The following is a 22,041-nucleotide window of genomic DNA, read 5'->3' as shown; positions in this document are numbered from 1 at the left end:
AGCCTGCCCGGCGGCACCGACGAAGCGCTGGCCCTCGGCGCGAATGCGCGCCCGGACCTGTTGCTGGTCGATTACCGCCTGCGCGACGGCGACAGCGGCCTGGCCACGGCGGCGGCGCTGCGCCAGCTCTATCCCGGTCTTGCCGCCATCCTGATCAGCGGCGACACCGCGCCGGACCGGCTGCACAAGCCGGTCGCCATCGACGTCATGAAACAAGCCCTGAACGACGCCCGCTACCCTTCATCCGCTGGCCGACAACGGCGATCAGTTCGACTTCCCCGACCCGGAAGACAGCAGCGCCGGCCGGTTCCATTGCAGCGTGGAGGTGACGTACCACGACGGCGACGGCTTCGCGCTCGTCACGACCGAGCTGGTCGATGCACAATGGACGGTTGTCCCGGCGTTCGTACGCGAAGGTTGAGGCGTCAGCAGGCGTTGCGATTCTCGACCGGCGCCGGCGTATCGCAGCTGAGGCCGCTCGTGTCCGGAAACAGTTTCAGGCGGTTCGCTTCGTACACTGCCGCGGTGCGATTGCCCACGCCGAGCACCTTGAACGCAATGGCCAGGTGATGCTTGACGGTGCTTTCGGCCACCTGCATTTCGCGCGCAATGACCTTGTTGCTCTGGCCACGGATGGCGCTGAACAGCGCTTCCCGCTGGCGCACCGAGAGCGTGCGCAGGGCGTCGGACGATGGCGCGCCCGGGGGCGCCGCATCGGGCGCGGGCGGGCGCACGGCCGGCGCGGCGGTTCGCTGGAACGGTGCGCGCAAGAGCTTGCCCGGCAGGCAGACGCCGCCGCGCAGGACCGTGTCGAGGGCATCGAGCAGCGACTGCACATCGGATGCCTTGGACACATACCCGGCTGCGCCATGCTCGATCGTCTGCAAAATGATGCGGGGATCGGTTTCGCCTGAGACGACCACGATGCAGGCCGTGTCGAATGCTTCGCGCAGCGCCAGCAGGTTGTCCATGCCATCGTTGCCCGGCATGTGCAGGTCGAGCAGGATCATGTCGAAGCATGCGCCCGCCCGGGCGTAGTCGAGCGCTTCCTCGCGGCTTTGCGCTTCGTACAGCTGGTTTCCGGCCTGCAGACGGTCGAGCGCCATCTTCAGGCTGTCCGTGAACAGTTTGTGGTCATCGACTATCAACACGCGCACGAGATGCTCCTTCGCTTACCGCCACTGCAACCGCGACCGTCGGTTCGGGGCCGTGGCCGGCTGGCCAACATGCGCCATAAGGTTAGCACATCGACTACTAGTCAGGTGGCCCTCGGCCAGTCCGTTCGTTGCATTTCGCACGCCAACGCAACTTCCTATACTTGGTCCAGCTTCGCACGGCCCGCCAGCAGGCCCACGCTGTAAAAGCCTTGCCTGCGCCGGACGGTAGCGCTTCTGTCGTGACGCCATCAATCGTTATCAAGGAGATCATCATGTCCGAAGCAACAACACTGGCTTGGCTGCAAGGTATCGAAAACCAAACGGCTGATTGACAACCTGCAGGAGCTGGTCAGACATAGCGATCGCTTTGACGCAATCCTGACCGTGTTGACAGACCTGTCAGCGCTGCTGGCCGCGGTGGTCGTCGATGTGCCGATGCCAAGGCGGGCTGCAGCGATTCGCGAATCAGCCCGGGCCTGACCCGGCGCCTGCCGTTCACCATTCAGGAGGATCCATGTTCGGTTCCAGCATACTCGAGGCAGCCATCGGCCTGATCTTTGTATTTTTACTGGTCAGCCTGCTCGTCACGATCGTCAACGAAATGGTGGCGGCGCTCCTGTCTTCACGGGCCCGCTGCCTGTGCAGGGGACTGACGCAACTGATCGGAAAAGAGTGGATGGCAAAGATCTACAGCCATCCGCTGATCTCGGGTGCCGCCGGCAAAGGGCCACCGACCGTGCTCAACCGTGGACCGGCCTACATGCCGTCGCGCTCGTTCGCGAATGTTTTGATGAGCCTGGTCCAGGAAAATGCAGCACCGGTTGTCGCGTGCCAGAACGCGCTGCGCCGCGTGCTTGATACCACGTCAACTGCCGATGCAACGTTGGAGTTGCTCTCGAAGCAACTGTCGGACCAGGCGGCAGCGCTGCAAAAGGAGGGGGGCGTGCAGGCCATGATCGCGGGCGACTTGTTGCGCCACGTGCAGGACGCGACCCCACCGAATCCCCTCATCTGGCTGGGTGAAGTCGACGCCAGGGTCCGGCAACTGGAGGCCGCCAACCGGCCCGAGCTGACGGCGCTGCTGGCCACGCTGACGCAGTTGGTCGCCGATGGTGTGAACGCCAAGGCCGGCATCGACGAACTGCGTACACGTTTTGGCGCCGCCGTCCAGAACTTGCTGGCCAGCCCCGCGACTGTCGTACTGAAGGACGAGTTGAGCGCGATGGGCAAGCGGCTGCAAGGGCCGTACACGGTGGGGGATTTCTACGCGGATGTGCAACGGTTCATCGATGGGATGTCGGCCAGGTATGTGCGCCAGGTGCTCGAGGCATTGCCTGCCGGCGATCTGCGCCAGACGCTGCTGACCCTGTACGACGACGCCAGCAGCGACATCGGGAAGCTCAAGGAAAACATCGAGGTCTGGTTTAACAGCGGCATGGACCGGGTCAACGGCTGGTACAAGCGGCGCGTGCAGGCCGTCGTCCTGCCTCTGTCCGCGCTGCTGGTCGTGGGGATGAACGTCGATACCATTCTCATCTTCAGGCATCTGCAAACCAATACGGGGACGCGCGACGCGATCGTCGAACAAGCCACCCAGTTCGCGCTCAAGAATCCCGCGCCGACCCCGGGCACCGTCACCGTCATCAACGGCCAGGAATACAGCGGCAAGCTGGCCGTCACGCCGATGGACGCGGAGCGCGACGTGACGCTGACCAGCGATAACCCCGTCAAGGCGAAGCTGCGCAAGGACAAGGTCAAGGTGCTACGCGGTGCCACCGAGGTGCCTTTCACGGTCGATGTGAACCTCGGCGACGTCGAGGCGCCCGCCACGGCAACGATCAGCGCGTCCGATTCCCCCAATACCGTCAAGCTGGCGCTCGCCCCGAGCCTGCCCGGGCAGTTTTACACGGTGCAGGAAAACCTGAAGGCGCTGGCACTGCCGGTCGGCTGGGTCGAAAGCGGCACTCCCGCGGAACGGAAGAATGGACAGGAACGTCCGGATTCCTTTGCCGCAGCCCGGTCTCTGCTGCTGCAGCACGGACTTGGCTGGCTCCTGACCGCACTGGCAGCGTCGCTGGGCGCGCCGTTCTGGTTCGACATGCTCAACCGCGTGATCGCAATCCGCGCCACCGGCAAGCCGCCCGGTGAAGACCCGAAACCACCCGGCTCGGTGTCGGTGCCGGTGGAACCGGGCCAGTCGCAGCGTGAGGCCGACCGGATCAGGCAAGGCGATCCCGCCCGGCGCTGAATTCTCCCACCCTTTCACTCAGGACTGACCATGACTTATAAAATCCTCGCGCAACTGGCGGAACCGACCGACCTGTTTCCCGGCCAGGTGCTGGCCGTCGCAGCTGGCGTCCTCGGCACCGACACACTGACCGGGCCGGATTTCCGGCTGCTGTTTGCCGACAAAGCATTCGACCTGGGCGCGCCGCAGGTCATGCTCAAAGCGCAGTTGCAGCTCGGTCAAATCGGCGCGCTGAAGGGCTGGCGGCCGGCGTTCGACATCGACCTGGCGCTGCGCCCCGCGCCCGGTGACACCTGGGTGGTACAGGGCCTGAGCGCGCTGCAGACGCTGGTGCAGCATGTCGAACCATTTCCGGGACTGGCGATCCACGCCGGCACGGCCACGCTGGCGCTCGGGCTGGACCCGTGGCGGTTGACGCTGGAAGGCACCGATGACGCGCCCGCGGCAACCATGGCGCTGCCCGGCATGGCGGGTATCCGGTTCGACATCACGCGCCTGGTGCTTGATGCCTCCGGGGTGCGGGAATGCAGCGCCGCCCTGGTGCCGGGCAATGTCACCATCGACCAGCTGGCGCTGCATGTCCGGGAGGGCACGCTGGTGGTGCGCGGCGGGCAGCTGGAAGCGCGACTGCAAGCCCGGTTTGAGCTGGCCTATTTCCGCGGCGCCAGCGTCGATTTGCAGCTGGCCGTGAGCGCCGACCTGGCACGCGATACGCTGACCATCACGGGACTGACCCGCATCGCCAACAACGTGCCCTGGAGCGACCCGAGTGGCATGCTCGGCTTCGACCAGATGCATGTCGCCGTGGCGTTCAGCGGCCCGGCCGCGGCCCTGGCCACCAGGGTCAGCATCGGGGGGCGGGTCACCTTTTTGCCGCGCGACCTGGGCGCCGATGCCGACGCCTGGTTCGGCCGCCTGTTCACCGGGCTGGCGGTCAGTTTTGACGATGTGCAGCTGGAACTTGCCGACATCGGCTTGCCGACGTTTGCCTTTTCACCACCCGAGGGCTTGCATCTGCAGGCGTTCAAGGTGTTCGACATGCGCGTGCCGCGGCTGGCGTTCAGCAAGTCCGGCGTCACCCTGCTGGGCGTCACGCTGCGCTTCGAGGCGGGCGGCGCGGTGGTCAGCGGCAGCGTGGCCAGCATTGCCATCAACCTGGCCGGCGGGCCGGCACTCGACATCACGCTGGGCAAGCCGGCAATGGCGATCGAACTGGCCGCGCCCGGCGGCTTCAAGGGGCAAGCGAGCCTGGTACAGATCGATGGCCCGAACGTCCAGGCAGTGCGCGGCCATGGACGTATATCGTCGCCGGCACTGGCAGCTGTCGAAGCGACGTTCCAGATCGGCCGCATGCGCGCGAGCGGCAAAGATGCCTGGCTGCCGGCGCTGTCGATCATGGCCGCCCAGGACGATGTGAACATCGCACTGTTTCCCGGCGTGGTGGCGACCCGCATCGAGCTCGGCGCCGGCATCAACCGCATGGTGGCGGGCGTCACCGGGCTGACGCTGGCCGAGGGGCGGCGCAAACTTGAAACCGGCCTGCCGGACGTGTTCAGCCAGGAGAGCTGGACCGATGCCGTGGGCGACCTGTGCGTGGTGGCACGCATCTTCGCTGAATCGTCGCAAACCCATGGCGACCGGGCCATGTCGCTGTACGTGGCCGACCTGACGCTGCTGATGACGCTGGACATGCAGTTTGCCGCCTTCGGCCGGCTGTGGCTCTACACCAGCCGCGCCGACGCCCGCTCGGCGCCGTTCCAGCAGCAGCCATCCGCCGTCGGGCTGGCCATGTTCGACGGCCAGCAGCCGTCGCTGCGCGTGGTGGCCATGACCCGCCCGGACGGGCGCTCCAGCCTGACCAACCTGATTCCTGCGGCCCAACTGCTGGGCATGCAGATGCCGCGCGCACAACTCGCCTTCGAGGCGGCCCCTGCCGGCATGGCGCTGGCGCTCGGTCCCGTGGAAGTCGATACGACGCTCGGTCCGCTACGGGTCGCCGGATCGGCGTCGCTGGTGCTGCGCTCGGCCGGGGGCCAGGTCTACGCGATCGCGCGCTCGGCGCTGTCCGCCGGGTTCAATGCGTCGACCGGCACGGTGTCGATCGGGCCGGCCTCGCTCTCGGGCAGCGTCAGCGCGAATTTTTCCGCCAGTCTGGCCCTGATGGGCAATTTCCGGGATGGCCGGCTGCTGGTCTACGGCCTGGCCCACGCCAGCTGCACGGTCGAACTGGCGCTGCACGTGCAGATCGGCTTCCGGATCCGGATCAGCATCGGCTTCGGCCACATCACCATTTCATGGCACGAGGACTGGGATTTCAGCATGCGCCTGCATGTCGACCTGGACCTGGAAGCGGCACTGGCCAGCGACGGCAGCATCGGTATCGATGGCCGTGCCCGGCTCGCCGTCAATGTGCTGGGCATATCGGCCGGGCTGACGCTGCATATCGTGGCGGACGGCGCGGCCGTGGAGGCCGGCCGCGCCGTCTACCGGAACGTCGAAACCGACGTCAACAACCTGTTGGGAGCACCCGCATGAGCGAATATTATTTCAAGCGCATCCGCAAGACCCAGTGGCTGGGCGTGCGCATCCCGGAAAACCTGCACCTGGAGGTCGACGCCGACGGCAAGCTGAGACCGGCGGCGCCCTGGTCCTACCTGCCGGTGTCGCCCTTGCCGGCCGGCGTGGAGTCGCTGTGGCAGATCGTGCTGGAAGCCGATGGCGACAGCGTGCGGCCGGTGCTCGCGGCCGGCACCAGCGCTGGCGCCGCGCCGTTTGAAGCGAGCCGGGCGGCGTTGGCGACGCTGGCCGATGCCGCAAAAGCCGCCGAGCTGGGCAACGCCATGGACGAGTCGCTGGCGAACCCGGTGCTGCCGCTGCGGCTGTACCAGGTCTACCGCGATTTCCCAGCGCAGCCGGCGATGGAGAACTACGCCAGCGACGACGAGATGTGCCTGGCCCTGATCACCGCACTCGGTGGCAGCGCCACCAACCACCCCATCGTGGCGTATGGCGCGCTGCTGTTCATCGTGGAGTCCAGCGCCGGCCCGCAGGCGCCGCCTGCGCAAGTCGATGGCGGCGATGCCGGGCCGGCCCGGTTGCGCGTCACCGCGCAGCAGTCTGCCGCTGGTGTGACGCTGTACTTCGAGCACGACGGCAAGCGCATCACGAATGGCAGTCTGTTCGCGACGCCGGGTGGCGCGGGACCGTTTGCGCCGTTTTACCAGTCACGCCGGACCCTGGGCGTCGCGCAGCGTGCGTCGAGCGACTCCGGACCGGTGCTGATTCCGTCTTCGGTCGACACGCTGCGTGGCGCGCCGCCTGCCGGCGTGGCCTGGGCCGAGCGGCCGTTCCGCATTGCCGACCGGCTCGGGATAGACCAGCTGGCAGGAGAACTCCTCAACTACGAAGTCAGGCTGTTCAACCACCATGGCCGCTGCACGCACAGCGGGCACGTACTGCTCAAGCGCCAGCGCCTGGACCAGCCCGCGCCGCCCTTGCGCGTCTCGGCCGAGCTGGTGGCGCCGCCGGACGAAGGCAACCTGGCCCGCTGCAGTATCCGGTTTGCCTTGGCTGCCGACCAGCCCGAGCCGGAAGAACTCGAGGCCGTGCTGTACCGCCAGGATTATCCGGTGGTGGCGACCGGGTTTTATGGCGACGACGACGACGCTGCGCTGGCGCTGGCGCGCTCGCTGGGCAGCCTGGGCAGCACCGGCGCCGCCTTCGGCCAGCCGGCAGGCGACACCGACGACAGCATCGCCGGCCTGCCCAATCTGTCGCACCATAACCTGGAACCGGTGCCGCTGGCCGATGCGGCCGAAGCCGCCGATACCGTCGATGGCCAGCCCGGCCGGCGCCTCGACTGCACGCTGGCGCTGGCGCCGGGCATGGCCACGCGCCTGTTCGTTGCCATCCGGCGCAGGATCGCGGGCACGCTCGAAGCACCCGCGTCTCAGGTGGTGCTGGTCCAGCATCTGGCCGGCAGCAGCCCGGAGGCGCTGCGCGCGGTACCGCATTTCGAACGATTCTGGGCCCCGCTGCCGGCGCCGGCGTGGCTGGGCGAGGGGGCCGCGCGGGTCATGGAAGTGCAGGGCGATCCGGCCGCACCGGCGACCGTGCGGGTGGTGGTGCAGCATGCCGCAGCCAGAAGCGCGCCGGACGCGGAACTGATTGGCGGCTACCGCTTGTGGCTGCGCGATGTGGCCGCACCGGGTGACCCGACACCGTTCAATGCGGTGGCGCTGGTGCAGGCGGTACCGCGCCTGATCAAGGTGTATGCGCCCATTGAAATGGGGCGGCGCTGGGCCGCTGCGGCGCCGCAGGAACCGCGCGCTGAGGGCATCACGCCGGGCCTGCTCGATGCGCGCGAGTTCATCCTGCGGAGCGCACCGGCGGCGGCGGCCGCAACGCTGGCCGGCGCTCCTGGCGCCGAGCAGGCCGTCGCCAGCGCCAACCGCAGCGATGCCGTGCTTAAAACAGTGCGGGCACTGGCCGCCAGCGATGGCGATGCCGCGCTGGTGCTCGCTGCCATGCAGGCGCTGCTCGGCGCCGGCGCGGCGCGCGAGGTCCTGCTGTCGGTGGCAAAACGGCGCGCCCTGGAGCAGGCCTTCGAGAAGCCGGCTGGCAACTGGGTTTTTTTTAAGGATCAGCTGGGCAACTTGCTGGGCCGGGCCATCCAGTTCTGGCTGCCCACGGACGCCCTGGCCGCCGCCGAACGGCCGCGCGCCTTGTACTGGCTGAGCGAACAGCCGGGCGCCCAGGATACAGTGGCACTGGACGATTTCGGCCGCGTGGCGTGGCTGTGGGAAGGGCTGGCCGATTGCTGGCGCCACGAACTGGAATGGCTGGTCGAAGCGGTACCACGCTACGCGCCGATCCAGGGCCGGCGCGCCACGCTCGGGCCGGCCGACCGCGACACCGCGATGGCCGAGCGCACAGCGCCGCACGGCCAGTGGCATCGGCTGGTGGTCGCGCGGCGCGAGCCGTTCACGGCGCGCTTTTGCCCGGCGCAGGTGCTCGATGCGCCCGACGATGCCTTCGTCATTGCCCTCGATGCGCCGGGCGCGTTTCGACAGTCGTTGTACAACCGCGTGGCCCGGACCCGCCAGGGTGTGCTGCGCATGCATCCGGACCGCGCCACGCTGCAGTTTTTATATCCAACGCTTTACGATGGCATCGACGAAAGCTGCCTGAGCGCCTGGTTCGGCGGCAAGCCGGGCGACCCCGCCGAACGGGCGCCGCAAATGAAATTCGATACGCTGGCGACGGCAGCGCCGGGAACCTGGGCCGAGCTGGTCTACGACGAGCCGCCCTGCATGGCGCTAACGACCCGCATCGGGGCCAGCGCCGACGACGTGGTGTCGGCGCTGCCGGCCACGATCGGCCCGTTGCGGCGCCCGCGCATCCACCGGCCCGCCACCTTGCCGAAGTTGCAGGTGGAGACAGTGGCAAATGACAAGCAGATCGACATCGGGCTGGCCAGGCTGGACTGGTTTTACAGCGGCGCCAGTCGACCCAGCGTGCGCCAGCACATCCCCAGCGCGGCACTGGCGCCGTTCGCCGACATGGCGCTGCTGCGCTTGCCCGATCCCGAGGCCGAACTGCTGTTGTATTTCAAGTTCGACGCTGCCGAGCCGCTCCGGCTGGTGGCGCATTTTCGCGGCCATGCCTTCACCGGCCAGCCCTGGGACGCACCTGCCGGGACCGACAGCCCGGTCGGGTGGGGCCAAGTACGCAGCTGGCTCCCCGTGACACCGTCCATCTCGCCGGGCGGCGACCTGCGCATCGTGCTGAAAGATGCGCAAAGCCTGCCTCAACAGATCGTTGCGCGGTGGCGCTGCAACGGGCTTGCCCTCGATCCTATTAACTGGAGTAAATAATCATGCCCGACGAGAACACATTGCCCGTTGCTGACTTTAGTGCTGCACAGGCCAAGTCAGATCCCAGCGCACAGGCGTTGGCTGCCGCCGGCCACGCGGAAGGATTGCTCCGCGACAAGGCAACCATTCCCTGGTTCGATGGCCAGCCGCGCCAGTTCGACCGGATGTACATTGCCGACGGGCGCGTGGCGGCACTCTGTAATTTCGTGACCGATGGGCATGAAAGCGCCAGCGTGTATGGCGACTGGGTCGATGGCATCGTCACGCGCGGCGTCGACGGGTCAGCCGCCAGCTTTGTTGCAGGCCAGTGGCTGTCGGGCGGCACGATGGTCGGGCAAACGCTGCTGTCCCAGGCGCTGGCGGACTTTCTGCCCATGCTGGACGGCGCCCCGTTGCAAGTCGACGACTGCCCCGTCCTGGGGCAAGGCAATGCCTGGGCTGGCGCGGCATTCGATGCGCAGCACTGGTCGGTGGCGGTGTCGGGTGAGCTGGCGCTGCCCGGCCTGGTCGAGCCAATTGCGTTGCGCCCGACCAGCGTCACCCTGGCCGACGACGTTCTCTCGTTCGAGGAGCCCGGCGTGGCGCCCGCTGCCGGCCAACTCGTGCTGGCCATGACGCTTGGCCAGGACGCGGCGCCGGACGTGACGCTCGCGATGCCGGTTGCGCTGCTGCTCGATGAAAAAATCGATGGCGCCTGGGAGCGCGCCTCCCCGTTGTGGCTGCCGACCAGCACCGGCCTGCTGCGCGTACAGCAGGACGATGTGGCGCGCGCACCGTATCGGTTTTTCGGCGAAAGCCGGCATGTCGATGTGCGCGGCTGGTTTCCTCAGCTAGGCGCCGCAGGCCATGCGCGCCTGATGCTCGACCAGAGCGGCCGCAAGACCTTTTCAGTGCGCAAGGTGGATGGTCAGCTGCTACTCACACTCGCCATCGACGCCCCTGCGCTGGTGCTGGTTCTCGACGGCATGGCGGTCGACGGGCGTAGCCTGGACGCGGCGCAGCTCCCACCCGGTGCCGCGGCCATGGCGCGTGCGGCATCCCTGCAACTGGTGCCGCTGCACCTGTGCGGCGCCGCCGCCAGCCCGTGGCAACTCGCATGCAATGAAGACATTGTGCTGACATGCGACGCAGAGCACACGGCCACGCTGACGCACTTCACTGGCGCCAGTAACTGGGTATTGCCACCGGAAGCGGCGCGCAACGATGCACCCGGAATCTCGCCGCTGCGCACCTTGATCCCGCTGCAGGCGGACGGCGCGGCCCATGCTTTCGTGTTGCGGGCGCATAGTGGCATGTTGCTGGAGCCGCGCGGTGGCTTCAGCAAGATTGCACCCGAGGCGTTCAGCTTCGGTCCACTGGCCAGTTTCGATCCCGGCCCGGGCCTCGCGCGCGAGCAATGGTCGCCGGCGGTTGGCGGCGATACCGGCGAACCCGCCGTGCTGCGCGCGCTGTACCGGATGCTGCCGCCCGGCGTTGCCAGCGATGGTGCACCGGCGTCGTTCGATGCCACCCGCGTGCAGCCGGGTGCAGCGCCGGCCGGCGCGGACGTGGCGCCCATGGTCCACAGCGCCGACCAGGTGGCGCAGCAGCAGCGCTGGGCGTGGCGCCCGGCCGGCAAGCACCCGGAACTGCGCAGCGAGCACCGCAGCGAATGGCCGGGCGCCCGTTTTGGTTGGAGCGAAGTGCAATTCCTGTTACCTGCGGCAATGGCGGCAATGGGCGCGCCGCCCACAAATCCCGCGCTGGCATGGGGCGAACTGCGCAGTGTCGCAGGGGGGGAATACGCCGCGACCCGCTGGGTCAGGCTCAGCGACGACTCGTTGGCACCACTGCCAGCCATGGTGGCCGATGGCAGCGCGAGCGCCTTGCAGGCCTTGGCCGACCCGGTCATCGTGCTGACGCAGGCCAGCCTGGCAGACGACGAGCCTGTGCAAAAGCGATGGGGGCTGGCGCAATTGCAGCTGGTCGAGCGGATCGAGCACGGCGAGAGCACGTTTACCTTGCTGGCCGGCGCCGCCAAGGTAGAGATTGCGCTGGCGGGTCAGCATGGCGTGAACCGGATCGTGCTGGCCGATGCGCGCACCTGGGTTGTCAAGGCGGCCCTGGCGCCAGCGGTCGCCACCGCGACGCTCAACCGAATCTATCTCGAACTCGAGCGCCGGGGCGGACGGCTGGTCGTCGTGCGCGGGATGCTCGGGTGGGGCGCGACGGCAGCGTTTGGCTGGAACAAGAAGGGCATGGCGGCAGGCGACCCGCAATTTCACGTCACCGAGCGGTTCGAGCGCACCGGCGACGTCCTGCTGCGCTCAGTGGAATACAACGGCACGCTGGCGCGCCAGCTCAGAGACAAGCAAGCGGTGGAGCTGTATTTCTGGGATGCGGTGCAGGCGCCGATGGCGACGACGCTGCGCGTCATTTGCCACTACCGCTTGCTGCAAAGTTCGACCGGCCTGACCTCGATCTGCGCGCTGCAGGATGCCGCGCTGACCGGAGAGGGACTCGACCTGTCGGCCGATATCGCGATGTTGCGCACCAATAGCGTGACCGAGGCCAGGCGCCTTGCCAATCCGTGGGAACCGGACCGGCGCAAGTTGTACCGGCTGCTGTTCGACACCATGCCGGCCATCTATTCGCTGGCCGGCTTCCTGCGCATCCGCAGTGCCGACCTCGACAAGGTTGTCGCTGCCACGCTCAATCCCACCGAAGAAGCGCGTATCGTGCCGGCGTGGTTCCTGTGCGATCGCGACGTTATCCCGTGCTTCAACACCGATCGCGCCCTGCCGGCGCCCTCATCGGCTACCTGGACCGCAGCCGGTGCGCTGCGCAGCGGGCCGCCGGCGCCGCCGAAGACGGGACTGGCGATGCAACTGTTCACGGTCCCGTTGCTGGACTGGGCGCAGTGTTACGCGGCCACGCTGGTCGGCAACCTGGGCCCGGATGCGGGCATCCCGCTGTGGGTGCCATCGCCCGTGCGGGTGCCGCCGACGGGCGTGCTGGCACCGGAGGACGCTCCGGTGCAAGACCCGCTGCGCCTTTGGCTGTTCAATCCGGGGCCGCGCCTGATCGCCGAATGGCCGCTGCCCGACATTGCCGATGCCGACCTGCGCCGCACGACAGCGCAGCAGCAAGCCGTGCAGCGGTTATGGCGCATGGGCTGGACCCGCGAAGCCGTGCTTGAAGTGCCACCACTGGTCACTGGCGCCGGCGACGTCGCCTGGCTGGTGGTGGCGTCACCGCTGCAGAACCGGGGTGCCTCGGTGGCCTGGTTCGGCTGGCCGCTCGCGCCCGGTGCCGAATATCCCGTCGACCAGTTGCCCGCCACGGAGCAGGTGCCGCATACCAGCAGCGCTAACCATGCGAGTTATTCTTTGCAGGTCGCCTTCAAGCATGACCTGCCGCCCGCCGCGGGTGGCGTCAACCTGGTGGCCGACAGCGGGCACCCGGGCTTCGACAACGCCGGTCCCACCGGGCTGACGGTGCGCGCCAGTGGCATCCGGGTTGGCGTGCAGCACAAGCTGGCCGCCTATGGCCCGGTCGGCACCAGCGCGCAGGTCGCCTCTGCACCGCTGGCAATGCCGGCGCGCCAGCATGGGGCAGCGCTGGCGATCGATGGCGAATGGCTGGCCTGGCGCACCGAGACGGTGAACCTGCAGGGGGCCGGACTGGCCGCGCTGGGCGATGGCGTGTTGTTGTGCAGCGTGCCTGCCCAGTGGAGCGCGGTGCAAATCAGTGATTCGGCGCCCGGCCTGGCATGGCTGAACGGGGAGGGGAACTGGGCCGCTGTCGGCGCCAGCGCGTGGATGACGCTGGCCCCCGGCGCTGGCGGCACCAGCGTCATTCGCCTGCGCCTGCCCGCGCGATCGCGTTGGCAGGCGCTGGCCATCACCCTGCGTACGGCGGCGGGGCTGACCGAGGCGCGCACGCTGTTCCCGGCCGGGGGCATCCGCCTGGCCGGCGTGTTCGATGCCGATGGCAAGCTCCTCGCATTTGGCGAAGAACACGCGTTTTACAGGGCGCCCGCGCGCCCCGATGGCACGCCGGCGGAGCAGAGTTTGTTCGAATGGACGCGCGAGAGCGGCGTCGCCTTGCCGGCGCATCTCGCGCTGGGCGCGGCGCGGGTGGCCACCATCGACCTCGATGGGCAGGTGGTGGACATGGCGAAGTGAGCGAGCACAGATTGGCCGGGGGCGTTAAGCGGTCGGTCTCACCAGTTCAGGGTGGCAGCATGAGCACGCCCATCGAATAAATTGCTTGTGCCGCCTTGGACGGCAGCGCGACGAACCTGGCGGCGTGCGCCTGCTGGTCAACCTCGCGTCGAAGTGCGGGCTGACGCTGAACAGCCGCCCAGGCGTTCCCGGGCCTCGGGGCCGTTCCCGCGCCGGGTGTAGCCCGTGTGGGAGCCCAATGTCTCTGCAGGGACACGCCGTCGGCTGGCGTGCAAATCCGCACGCGCATAAAACGGATGCACTGGTCGCCGTTCGGATTGCGGGTGCAGTTGACGCGATTCCGGCGAAGGTACCGGGTTGGGCATGGCGCCAGTTCGAACAATTTTTTGCCAATTAGGGAGCACTTGAAGTCTGGTGGCCGATGCCGGACTGAGCGTGTTCGGGCGCAAGACTGCGCCATGCAGTGCCAGCGCAAACGGCTTTTCCTGGATTTACATGGATTAACCGGAATGCACAATTTGGTGTCGTAAGATTGTTGATGACGCCAGCGGGCGCGCATGATCGCGCCAGTCCGTCCCGAAGTCACTGCCAACCCCACCAACGGTCGACCTTGTGCGCCAGCCCGCGCGGCTTCGTCACGCCTGTGATGGTGCGGACAAGGCGGGCATCTTTTGTTGAACAAGCAGCTGAACCGTTTATAAGGCTAGCGATGAAATCAAGTAGCGAAGAACTGTCGGAATACCGCGCGGCGCGCGACTGGTCGATTGCCGATGTCATTCCCGGCGTGCGCCTCAGCGCGCGCCCGGGTGGACAGCTGATCGACGCCGCCATGCTGCGCACATCCGGAAAAATCCTGTTCATCGCCCACCTGGCATTAGGCGACTTCACCTACCTGCAAAGCTGTTTCCGCGCGTTCGCCCGGGCCTTTCCGCACATTGAGATGCACCTGTGGGTCGACGAGCGGCGCCGCACCAACGATGCGGCGCAATGGGCTCATTTGCAGAAATATGCCTTGTACGACTGGCTGGCCGAATCGACCTGCTTTACCAAAGTCTATGCCCGCACCTACAGCCCCGCGCTGTATGAAGAGTCGATCGACGAGGCGCAGCGCGAGGCGTATCCGATCGTCGTCTCGCTGGCGACACTGGAGCGGCACAAATATGCCTTGCTGGCGCGTCGTATCAGCCCGCACGGCTTCGTGGCGGGTCAAAAGAAGCGCGTGCGGTTTTACGATATCCCGAAGCGCCTTATTTATCGCAAACTCGACGCCGCCATCCCGGCCTATTCCGCCGCTACCCACCCCGGCCAGCACATCAGCGAGATTTACGCAGGCTGGTTCACGCTCCTGTTCGGCATCCATATTTCAGCGGCGGCGCGCTATCCGGTGCTGACGATACCCGAGCGCTGGATGGCCTACGCCAGCGAGCAGTTCGCGCAGTGGGGCTTCGATGGCGGGCGCGATGTCATCTTCCTCAATTCCTTCTCCAAGTCGCCGGAACGGAACTGGCCGGTGGAGCGCCTGATTACCCTGATCAAGGCCATGCGCAACAGCGGCGGCTGGGAGGGTGCGTCGTTCATCATCAACGTCGTGCCGGAAGAGCTGGCGCGGGTCAAACATTTGTTTGCAGGGCGCGACCTGTCCGGCATCCGTTTTTTCAGCGCGGAAGAAAATTTCTTCCAGTTGCCCGCCGTGCTGCGCCGGTGCCGGCTGATCATTTCGGTGGAGACGGCCGTCATGCACCTGGCCAATGCGTTGCACGTGCCGGTGGTGGCGCTGATGCGCCAGAAGAACCCCGAGTGGGCGCCGATCGATACGCGCGCCAGCACCGTCATCACGGTGGCCCGGCGCGACGACTGCATCGCCCGGCTGACGGTGGCCGATGTCATGGCGGTGCTGCAAAAACAGCGCCTCCGGGCCGGCGCGTCTGGGCGGTCCGCAGCGCGCTTGCGCGCTAGCGGCAGGACGCCTTGACAGGGGGCGCGGGCGCCACCATGATCAGGTGCGCGTCCCGCGCCCCGCATGCATCGAGCAAGAAAGCACCCCCATGGACCAGCCTGTGCCGCCCGCGGCAAAACCCGCCTCATGGCTGTCCAAACTGGGCCCCGGCCTGATCACCGGCGCCGCCGACGACGACCCCAGCGGCATCGCGACCTACTCGCAGGCCGGCGCGCAGTTCGGTTTCGGCCTGCTGTGGACGGTGTTGTTCACCTACCCGCTGATGGTGGGCATCCAGGTCGTCAGCGCCCGCATAGGCCTGGTGACCGGCCACGGCCTGGCCACCAATATGCGGCGCCACTATCCGAAGCCGCTGCTGTACTTCATCGTCGGCCTGCTGCTGGTGGCAAATATCGTCAACATCGCTGCCGATATCGCCGCCATGGGCGACGCGCTCAAGCTGGTGCTGGGCGGCCCGGCGCACTGGTACGCGGTTGGCTTCGGCGTGCTGTCGGCGGCGCTGCAAGTGCTCATTCCCTACACGCGCTACGTGCGTATCCTGAAATGGCTGACCCTCGCCTTGCTGGCCTATGTGGCGACCGTGTTCGTGGTGCAGGTGCCGTGGGCCGGCGTGGCCGCGGGCCTGCTGGTGTTCCCGCGCCTGCCGTGGAAGCCCGAGTACATCACCACCATCGTCGCCGTGTTCGGCACCACCATCAGTCCCTACCTGTTCTTCTGGCAGGCGTCGCAGGAAGTCGAAGACCTGCATGCCCGGCCCGGCGCGCGTGCACTCAAATATGCGCCGGAGTTGGCCCGCGCCAGCCTCGATCGCATCAAGACCGATACCTGGTTCGGCATGGGGTTTTCCAACCTGGTCGCCTTCGCCATCATGCTGACGGTGGCCGTGACCCTGCACCAGCACGGCGTTACGGACATCGCCTCGTCGGCGCAGGCGGCCGAAGCACTGCGCCCGATCGCCGGTGAGTTCGCCTTCTTCCTGTTCAGCCTGGGCATCATCGGCACCGGCATGCTGGCCATTCCGGTACTGGCCGGCTCCGCGGCGTATGCCATGGCCGGTACCTTCGAATGGCCCAACAGCCTGGAAGACAAGCCGGCGCTGGCGCCGCGCTTCTACGCGATCATCGTGCTGGCGACCCTGCTCGGCATCGCCCTGATCTATGCGCCGATCGACCCGATCAAGGCGCTGTACTGGAGCGCCGTGATCAATGGCGTGGTGTCGATTCCGATCATGGCCGTGATGATGCTGATGGCCGCGCGGCCCGACATCATGGGCGCTCTGATCATCTCGCCCCGCCTCAAGCTGCTGGGCTGGTTGTGTACCGCGGTGATGACCATCGCCGTGGTGGCGATGTTCACCATCGCCTGATAGACTCGGTCCACATTGTTCACGCGAGGCCCCATGCGACCAGTCCTGTTCTCCCTGATGTTCACGCTGGCGATGGGTGCGGCCCACGCTGCCGACTACCCCGTACCGCTGCAAGGCGACGCCACGCTGCGCAACTTCGCCTTTGCCTCCGGCGAAAAACTGCCCGCACTGCGCATCCACTACCGCACCTTGGGCACACCACAGCGCGACAGCCGCGGCGTGGTCACGAACGCCGTGTTGATCACGCACGGCACCGGCGGCACCGGCGCCCAGTTCCTGCGGCCCGACTTCGCGGGCGAACTGTTCGGCCCGGGCGGCCTGCTCGACGCACAACGCTACTACATCATCCTGCTTGATGGCATCGGCCACGGTCAGTCCAGCAAACCGAGCGACGGCCTGCACGCGCGCTTTCCCCACTACGGCTACCGCGACATGGTCGATGCCCAGCACCAGGTCCTCGAGCAGCTCGGCGTGCACCACCTGCGCCTGGTGATGGGCACCTCGATGGGCGGCATGCAGGCGTGGGTCTGGGGCGAGCGCTATCCCGGTTTCATGGATGCGCTGATGCCGCTGGCCAGCCTGCCGACCCAGATCGCGGGCCGCAACCGGGCCTGGCGTCGTGTCGTCATCGACGCCATCCGCAATGACCCGCAGTGGCAGGGCGGCGAATATCGGGTCCAGCCGCAAAGCCTGCGCACTGGCCTGCAGATGCTGTACTTCATGGGCAGCAATCCTGCCCTGCGCCAGCAGCAGGCGCCGACGCTGGCCGGCACCGACACCGCGCTCGACGCGTACGTGGCGGCGGGCATGAAGGACACCGATGCCACCGACCTGCTCTACCAGCTGGAAGCGTCACAGGATTACGATCCCTTGCCCGACCTGGAAAAAATCCGCGTACCGCTCATCGCTGTGAACACGGCCGACGACATGATCAATCCGCCCGAGCTGGGCATCCTGGAACGCGAGATCAAGCGGGTGGCGCAGGGCAGTGCGGTGGTTCTGCCGTTTTCGCCAGCGACGCGCGGACATGGCAGCCACACGGTGGCCAATCTGTGGAAGGTGTATTTGCAGCGCGTGCTGCAGGCATCGGAAAGGAAGGCGCCGTGATGCGCTTGCTGCTGCTGGCCGCGACCGTGGCCTTGCCGCTCCATGCGGCCGAGTTCAAGCTCCCCGCTACGCCATCGACCGTCGCCTGGGGCTACTATTCCGGCCAGTCGACACCGGTGCTGACGGTGCATTCGGGCGACACGGTGCGCATGCAAACCCTGTCCACCTGCGGTTCGCCCGAACTGATGATGAGCCGCGGCGTCAAGCGCGCCGACATCCCGCTCTACACCGACGCTATCTACCAGGCCGTCACCGACAAGGGCCCGGGCGGGCATATCCTCACCGGCCCGGTGGCGATCGCCGAAGCGGAGCCGGGCGACGTGCTCGAAGTGCAGATCCTGAAGGTCGACCTGGACGTGAATTTCGCCTGCAACGGCTTTGGCGTCGGGCGCGGCTTCCTGCCGATGGAATACCCGTACGCGCGCTGGAAGATCGTTGCGCTCGACCGTGAGAAGATGCTCGGCCATTTTGGCCCCGGCATCGAGATCCCGCTGCGTCCCTTTTTCGGCAGCATGGGCGTGGCGCCGGCCGGGGGCAAGATCGACAGCGCCCCGCCGTTTGCGCACGCGGGCAACCTCGATAACAAGGAACTGGTCGCTGGTACCACCCTGTTCATTCCGGTCGCGGTGAAGGGCGCGCTGTTCCAGGCCGGCGACGGCCACGCGGCGCAGGGCAACGGCGAGGTCGACATCACGGCGCTGGAGACGTATCTGAGCGGACGTTTTCGCTTCATCGTTCACAAGGACAGGCACCTGCGCTGGCCGCGCGCCGAGACGCCGGATTACTATATCTCGATGGGCTTCAGCAAGGACCTGAATGAAGCGACCGAGCTGGCGCTGAAAGACATGATCGATTTCCTGGTCGCCGACAAGCACCTCAGCCGGGATGACGCTTACATGCTGGCCAGCGTGGCGGTGGACATGAACATCACGCAGCTGGTCGACGGGAATGTCGGCGTGCACGCGATGTGTCCGAAAGCGATTTTTACGCCGGCTGGCAAACCTTGATGCAAACCGCTCACTGACGCTTCCAATCCCCAAGCACGCCGGCGGCCAGGCGCCGCATTGGCAGCGCGGCGTTGGATAGCGGCTTGCTACATTTGCTCACAAGTTGATTGATTTACGGAAACTTTCCGACGCTATACTGCCGCTTGTTTGGCGGAGCGGGCAGCGGGTTGCGGCCGCCGGCCAGTCATATCACTGTGAAGGAACAGGCATGCACAGGGCGCCCCTAGGCAATACCGCGTATTGGGATGGACGGATCAAGAAGTTTGGCGAGCGCATCGAAGCGGACAAGTCGAACATGGGTTTTCCCGCCAAAAATCCGGGCACCGAGTCGCAATACTGGTTCAACCATAGTCGCTACAGCTTCAGGCTGATCATGCTGCGCTATTCGCGCGGCGACCCGGTCGAGGCGCTGCTGCAGGGTTCGTTCCAGGACCTGCTCGACTCGTGGGCGCACGCCAATCTGCGCGCGCTCGAGTGGCAGCGCGCCGGCGGCAAGCGCGACAGCCGGGAGTGGCTGTTTTCGCTGCATAACCTGAATTACTACAACTGGTGTTTCTGGGTCGCAGGCCTGGCGCTGCTGCTGGACGTGCCGGACGAGCAATGGAACCGGCTGCTCAATTTGATCGGCAACATCGGGCGTGACCGGCTGCTCGACTCGGTGCTGGCCACGCGCCAGGGCGGACGCAAAATCGGCAGCGACATCCTGCATCCGAAACCGTACGCAAGGCTGATGCTCACCATCGACGCCCCGCGCTCGCAGCAGGCGCCCCTGCTGGCCGCATTCGTGCAGCACTGGTACGCCGAACTGGCGCGCAAATCCGGCGATGAACTGTGGTGGCACGTGTATGGCGACCCGGCGCGCCACCCGCTCGACAAGGGCAGTTATTTTGGCCGTTGGTGCATCGAAGCGGCGGTGGTCGCGAAAATGTTCGACCTCGACGACAGTCTGTGCCTGGCCGAAGAACATTATCCCGGCGCGCTGCTGCACCCGGAATCGGAGCACGTGGCCATCTGGAGCCAGCAAAGCTCGCTGCTCAGTCGCCTGCGCAGCCTGATATCCTGAGTTCGTCGTGGCTGGCCAGCAGGCCAATCAGCCGGGCGCTGTCGACCGGTTTCACGAAATGGTGGTCGAACCCGGCCTCCTGCGTCGCCGGTCGGTCGGACGGCTGGCCGTAGCCGGTCACCGCCACCAGCAGTGCATGCTGGATGGCGGGCAGGGCGCGCAGGCACCGCGCCAGCTCGTTGCCGTTGAAATCGGGCAGGCCGATGTCGAGCAGGCAGGCGACGAAGGCCTGCCGCTGCTGTCGAGCGGCAGGGTGGTGGCAAACAGACTGCCGCGTCTCGGTCCTTCGCTGGTCGCGCTCACGGCGCCGCCGAGCAGCTCGACCAGGTGTTTCACCAGTGCCAAGCCGATCCCCAGCCCGCCCTGGTCCACCATCGGGCCGATGGTGGACCAGATATCCGGCCAGCTGGATGGCGCGCCGAGCGAGGTGGCGGACCAGTCCGTGGCGCGCAGCAAGCTGACCATCTCGCCGTCCTGCGGCAAGTAGACGAATTCAGGCGTCGAGGCAGGCGGCATACGGTCACAAAAATAGGTGGGCGTGGCGCGACTATGCAACCGGCGCCCCAACAAGTCTGTTCGCCAGCGCCCGGTGCGCGCGTGTTGGCGTGCGTGTTCGTGGCGCAAAGGGCCCAAGCCAGAAAGCTGCGTCGGCGCCATAAGCAAGCGGGCGGATAACATCCAAAATACGCCCGTCTGGTCCTTATAATTTTATAATATCGATATGCAAACCCACCAGCAATCCGCCGTTAAAGTAGTCCACCCGACAGTGGCATTGCGTGCAATGGGTACCCGGAACTGGCTGTTCAGCTGGACTGACCTGGGCGGCAGGTACATCGGCATTGTGCAAAGCCTGCTGGCCGCACCACATCAACCCGGACGATTATCTGGTGGATGTGCTGCAGCGTGTCGTGAGGCTTACTTACGCTGTTACGCAATGGCTTGCCTGAAAATGCGCTTACTATTAAAACCGACCATGTTTGCGCTGTTTATTTTTATTGCTGCGAATCCGCATGCGGTTGCGGTCGAGCTTGATTTAGTAAAAACGTCGGTGCCTGTCGTATTGGATAGCAGATTGACGATACAGACTTCAACCGGAAAAGGGGACGTGCCTGTTCATATATCGCGAGACTGGACAATACGACAGGTTGATGTGACGCGCGCGATCATCCTCGTCCATGGCTGGCCGAGACGCGATCTGGACGCCGACGAGTATGTAAGCAAGCACGCAGGCAAGGCTGCACTGGATACCATCTTTATTACGCCGCAATTTCTGATTCAGGCTGATGTAACAGGGCATCAGCTACCGGCTGCCACATTGCGCTGGGATCTCGATGGGTGGAAGCAAGGCTACGATGCACAGGCGCCAGCTCCCGTCAGCTCGTTCGACGTGATAGACAGCATTATTCAGCGTCTCACTGATCGAAGAAAATTTCCAAATTTGAAGATCATCGTACTTGCCGGGCACTCAGCAGGAGGACAATTTGTTCAGCGTTATGCGGTTGTCGGGCATGGAGCGGACGCGCTTTCCGCGGCTGACATCCACGTGCGCTATGTGGTAGCGAATCCTGCGACTTATCTGTATTTCACCGATAAACGGATGCAGTCCGATGGATCTTTCGCCGTTGTTGATGCGAAAAACTGTCCCGGGTTCAGCAACTGGAATATGGGTTGGTTGGGCAAACTCCCGGCATATGTGGCACAACCGGTGTCGGTAGATAAGCTCGAAAAAGCCTACCTGGCGCGCGATGTTGTTTATCTTCTTGGCACTGCAGATAACGATCCGATTGCCGATGCGCTGGGTATGTCCTGTCCCTACAAAATTCAGGGGGCAACGCGTTATGATCGCGGACTGGCTTATGCCAAATATATCGACTTCTCCGCGCAGGGCCACTCGAATCATCGTTTAATGAAAGTGCCAAACGTCGGCCATCATGCCTATGCAATGTACTCGTCCACATGCGGCCTGGCGGCCCTCTTTGACAGGCCGGGATGCAGGCTAAAAAAATGGCGCTGTACCCGTTAAATATTGAAGAGTGAACGAATTTCTCCGGCTGAGGTCCAACCTCGACCACGCATCGCCGGAGAATCGCCATG

General features: G+C 65.9%; 13 protein-coding genes and 1 pseudogene. 11 read left to right on the top strand and 3 right to left on the bottom strand.

The genetic code is table 11. The annotated features are described in order from the left end of the window. Positions 1-425: 425 nt before the first annotated feature. A complete protein-coding gene (locus V6M87_RS25915; RefSeq protein ID WP_332879561.1) occupies positions 426-1,157 on the bottom strand; it encodes a response regulator transcription factor in 732 nt (243 codons plus the stop codon). Between the two features lie 514 nt (positions 1,158-1,671). Here V6M87_RS25915 and V6M87_RS25910 point away from each other — a divergent pair. The 9 genes from V6M87_RS25910 (at position 1,672) to V6M87_RS25870 (ending at position 19,947) form a co-directional block, all read left to right on the top strand. Then, on the top strand, positions 1,672-3,405 hold the full coding sequence (locus tag V6M87_RS25910; protein WP_332879560.1) for a hypothetical protein: 1,734 nt from the start codon (positions 1,672-1,674) through the stop codon (positions 3,403-3,405). Positions 3,406-3,435: 30 nt separating this feature from the next. Then, on the top strand, positions 3,436-5,940 hold the full coding sequence (locus V6M87_RS25905) for a hypothetical protein (RefSeq protein WP_332879559.1): 2,505 nt from the start codon (positions 3,436-3,438) through the stop codon (positions 5,938-5,940). Continuing rightward, positions 5,937-9,281: a hypothetical protein gene (locus tag V6M87_RS25900; protein WP_332879558.1), complete on the top strand. Its 3,345-nt coding sequence runs from the start codon at positions 5,937-5,939 to the stop codon at positions 9,279-9,281. The genes V6M87_RS25905 and V6M87_RS25900 overlap by 4 nt, the downstream gene beginning before the upstream one ends. Positions 9,282-9,283: 2 nt before the next feature. Continuing rightward, complete coding sequence (locus V6M87_RS25895; RefSeq protein ID WP_332879557.1) at positions 9,284-13,447, top strand: hypothetical protein; 4,164 nt, start codon at positions 9,284-9,286, stop codon at positions 13,445-13,447. Between the two features lie 709 nt (positions 13,448-14,156). After that, entirely contained in the window at positions 14,157-15,419 is a 1,263-nt protein-coding gene (locus tag V6M87_RS25890) for a glycosyltransferase family 9 protein (protein WP_332879556.1), read from the top strand. Positions 15,420-15,492: 73 nt separating this feature from the next. Next, positions 15,493-16,770, top strand: a complete 1,278-nt coding sequence (locus tag V6M87_RS25885; protein WP_332879555.1) for an Nramp family divalent metal transporter — start codon at positions 15,493-15,495, stop codon at positions 16,768-16,770. A 33-nt stretch (positions 16,771-16,803) separates the two neighbouring features. Further along, a complete protein-coding gene (locus V6M87_RS25880; RefSeq protein ID WP_332879554.1) occupies positions 16,804-17,877 on the top strand; it encodes an alpha/beta fold hydrolase in 1,074 nt (357 codons plus the stop codon). After that, positions 17,877-18,884 (top strand): acetamidase/formamidase family protein, encoded by a 1,008-nt coding sequence (locus V6M87_RS25875; RefSeq protein ID WP_332879574.1) that lies wholly within the window; start codon positions 17,877-17,879, stop codon positions 18,882-18,884. The genes V6M87_RS25880 and V6M87_RS25875 overlap by 1 nt, the downstream gene beginning before the upstream one ends. A 208-nt stretch (positions 18,885-19,092) precedes the next feature. Further along, the gene (locus V6M87_RS25870) at positions 19,093-19,947 is read left to right on the top strand and encodes a PoNe immunity protein domain-containing protein (RefSeq protein ID WP_332879553.1); all 855 of its coding nucleotides are present in this window, start codon (positions 19,093-19,095) and stop codon (positions 19,945-19,947) included. Here V6M87_RS25870 and V6M87_RS25865 read toward each other — a convergent pair. Together V6M87_RS25865 and V6M87_RS25860 are read right to left on the bottom strand one after the other, a co-directional pair. After that, positions 19,919-20,146, bottom strand: coding sequence for a hypothetical protein (locus V6M87_RS25865; RefSeq protein WP_332879573.1), 228 nt, complete (start codon positions 20,144-20,146; stop codon positions 19,919-19,921). The genes V6M87_RS25870 and V6M87_RS25865 overlap by 29 nt on opposite strands. Continuing rightward, positions 20,065-20,463 carry a hypothetical protein gene (locus V6M87_RS25860; protein WP_332879552.1) on the bottom strand — a complete coding sequence of 133 codons (399 nt, stop codon included), beginning with the start codon at positions 20,461-20,463 and terminating at the stop codon, positions 20,065-20,067. The genes V6M87_RS25865 and V6M87_RS25860 overlap by 82 nt, the downstream gene beginning before the upstream one ends. Positions 20,464-20,689: 226 nt before the next feature. Between V6M87_RS25860 and V6M87_RS27315 the strand changes: the two are divergent. Together V6M87_RS27315 and V6M87_RS25855 are read left to right on the top strand one after the other, a co-directional pair. Next, positions 20,690-20,855, top strand: a pseudogene (locus V6M87_RS27315) (IS66 family transposase); the annotation flags it as partial. A 65-nt stretch (positions 20,856-20,920) separates the two neighbouring features. Next, positions 20,921-21,970 carry an alpha/beta fold hydrolase gene (locus V6M87_RS25855; RefSeq protein ID WP_442920643.1) on the top strand — a complete coding sequence of 350 codons (1,050 nt, stop codon included), beginning with the start codon at positions 20,921-20,923 and terminating at the stop codon, positions 21,968-21,970. Positions 21,971-22,041 lie beyond the last annotated feature (71 nt).

This window comes from Massilia sp. S19_KUP03_FR1, from assembly GCF_036688685.1.
GTDB lineage: Bacteria > Pseudomonadota > Gammaproteobacteria > Burkholderiales > Burkholderiaceae_D > JALYUM01.
The sequence above is the reverse complement of the archived record's forward strand: the minus strand, read 5'-3'. Positions and strand labels throughout refer to the sequence as shown.

Coding starts and splice junctions, on each gene's coding strand:
- V6M87_RS25860 (WP_332879552.1), bottom strand. CDS start 20,463: ATGCCGCCTGCCTCGACGCCTGAATTCGTCTACTTGCCGCAGGACGGC.
- V6M87_RS25875 (WP_332879574.1), top strand. CDS start 17,877: ATGCGCTTGCTGCTGCTGGCCGCGACCGTGGCCTTGCCGCTCCATGCG.
- V6M87_RS25855 (WP_442920643.1), top strand. CDS start 20,921: ATGTTTGCGCTGTTTATTTTTATTGCTGCGAATCCGCATGCGGTTGCG.
- V6M87_RS25895 (WP_332879557.1), top strand. CDS start 9,284: ATGCCCGACGAGAACACATTGCCCGTTGCTGACTTTAGTGCTGCACAG.
- V6M87_RS25890 (WP_332879556.1), top strand. CDS start 14,157: ATGAAATCAAGTAGCGAAGAACTGTCGGAATACCGCGCGGCGCGCGAC.
- V6M87_RS25910 (WP_332879560.1), top strand. CDS start 1,672: ATGTTCGGTTCCAGCATACTCGAGGCAGCCATCGGCCTGATCTTTGTA.
- V6M87_RS25900 (WP_332879558.1), top strand. CDS start 5,937: ATGAGCGAATATTATTTCAAGCGCATCCGCAAGACCCAGTGGCTGGGC.
- V6M87_RS25880 (WP_332879554.1), top strand. CDS start 16,804: ATGCGACCAGTCCTGTTCTCCCTGATGTTCACGCTGGCGATGGGTGCG.
- V6M87_RS25885 (WP_332879555.1), top strand. CDS start 15,493: ATGGACCAGCCTGTGCCGCCCGCGGCAAAACCCGCCTCATGGCTGTCC.
- V6M87_RS25870 (WP_332879553.1), top strand. CDS start 19,093: ATGCACAGGGCGCCCCTAGGCAATACCGCGTATTGGGATGGACGGATC.
- V6M87_RS25905 (WP_332879559.1), top strand. CDS start 3,436: ATGACTTATAAAATCCTCGCGCAACTGGCGGAACCGACCGACCTGTTT.